This window comes from Metapseudomonas phytobenefica, from assembly GCF_043392685.1.
GTDB lineage: Bacteria > Pseudomonadota > Gammaproteobacteria > Pseudomonadales > Pseudomonadaceae > Metapseudomonas.
Genome location: NZ_JBHZGM010000073.1, coordinates 1 through 1,738 on the forward strand (window position 1 = coordinate 1; position 1,738 = coordinate 1,738).

Genomic DNA, 1,738 nt, shown 5'->3' on the forward strand with positions numbered 1-1,738 from the left:
GGAAATCCTTATATGGACGCCTCCCGGAGCTCAATCGGTAATCATGTTGGCGTGTAGGTAGGAGCAGTCTTATATCCGGCCTATGGTGCAGGCCGATAAGCCCTGCTGGCCCTGATGGAATCCGCTGACGAGGCCCTCATCTGAAGAACGAGCTGAGGGCACTGCCCTTGGCTCATATTCCCTACCAGGTTTGCCTCGTCACGGTCTGACCTATTCCGCCATCATCGGTTTACCGCCTGCGCTCCTTGTGAAGACTGGTGTGGTGGGGCGTTTCGCTGCTCAACTGGGCGCTGCGCTGAATAGCTCGGCCCGGTAGGGCGATCCTTTGGCCAGTACCGCCCACACGGTTCGGGCCAGTTTGTTGGCCAACGCCGCGACCACCACGTTATACGGTCGTCTGGCCAGCAAACGCTCAACCCACGCGGATTTTTGGCCTTTGGCGAGGATCGAGCGGGCACCGTGCATCAACAGCGTCCGCAGATAGGTGTCGCCCCGCTTGCTCAAGCCCAGTTGTCGAGTTCGACCACCGGTGCCCGTTTGCCGTGGCACTAGGCCCAGCCAGGCCGCGAACTGCCGCCCCGAGTGGAAGCTCTTGGCCTCCCCAATGGCGGCCACTGCGGCGGTTGCGGTCAACAGGCCAATCCCTGGAATTTCTGCGAGCGCCCGGCAATCGCGGCGGTCGCGCATACAGCGTTTGAGCCGGCGCTCGAGGAGCTGGATCTCCTCGTCCAGCCGGAGCATGCGTTGCCACTGCTCACGCAGACTCTCCAGCAGCAGCTCGGGCACCTGGTTCTCGGCTTGCGCAAAAGCGTCCGGCATGACCTTGACCAGCGCGGCGTAGCCCTCTGGCAAAATCATGCCGAACTCATAGAACAAACCGCGCAACGCATTGCTTTGCATGATGCGAAATTTCAGCAGTTGGGCGCGGAGACGATGCAGTGAGAGGATCGCCTGTTGATCAACCTGCTTGATTGCGACCGTGCACGCCCCCGGCTGCTGCACGGCCGTCCAGATGGCTTGGGCGTCAGCCGCATCGGTCTTGTTTCGGAGCACAAAGGGCCGCACCGAGCGCGGGGCCAGCAGACGCACCTCATGGCCGAGTTGCTGGAGCTGACGCGCCCACCAGTGGGCACTGCCGCAGGCCTCGATGGCCACCAAACTGATCGGATAGTTCGCAAAGAACGGCAGGACTTCCGCACGCCGTAGCTTGATTCGCTCGATGGTTCCGCTGCTCCGATTGACGGTATGCAGTTGGAACACCTGCTTGGCAATGTCCATTCCAATCACGCTATCTTTCATGGTGGATCCTCCTGCTCAAGTGGTGCGGGTTAACCACTCTCCACTTTGGCACGTCGATGCCGTGGCAGTGAGGATCCTCTCCTTCATGGAGGGATGCTGCTGCGGTCGGCCCGCTGCCGGGGGGAGGCGTCCATACCATCTGAAGAAGACTTCCCGAATCTGGTGAAATACGTCGATCCCGTTGCCCGAGTTTCCTGATGAAGCAGATGACCTTTGCCGACGCCGAGTACGCCGGCAAACGCAAGCAGACCCGCAAGGAATTGTTCCTGATCGAGATGGATCAGGTGGTGCCGTGGAAGGGCTTGGTTGCCCTGATCGAGCCGCACTACCCTAAGGGTGAAGGCGGCCGTCCAGCGTATCCGCTGATGGCGATGTTGCGCGTCCATCTGATGCAGAACTGGTTCGGCTACAGCGATCCGGCGATGGAGGAGGCGCTGTA

General features: G+C 60.9%; 2 protein-coding genes. One reads left to right on the plus strand and one right to left on the minus strand.

Annotated features, from left to right (window positions below; translation table 11 throughout):
- Nucleotides 1-279 precede the first annotated feature (279 nt).
- Nucleotides 280-1,299, minus strand: a complete 1,020-nt coding sequence (locus ACFW0B_RS25760; protein ID WP_271472404.1) for an IS110 family RNA-guided transposase — start codon at nt 1,297-1,299, stop codon at nt 280-282.
- A 197-nt stretch (nt 1,300-1,496) separates the two neighbouring features.
- On the opposite strand from ACFW0B_RS25760, the gene ACFW0B_RS25765 reads away from it, so the two are divergent.
- A partial coding sequence (locus ACFW0B_RS25765) for a transposase (RefSeq protein ID WP_449151789.1) occupies nt 1,497-1,738 on the plus strand: 242 nt, incomplete at its 3' end.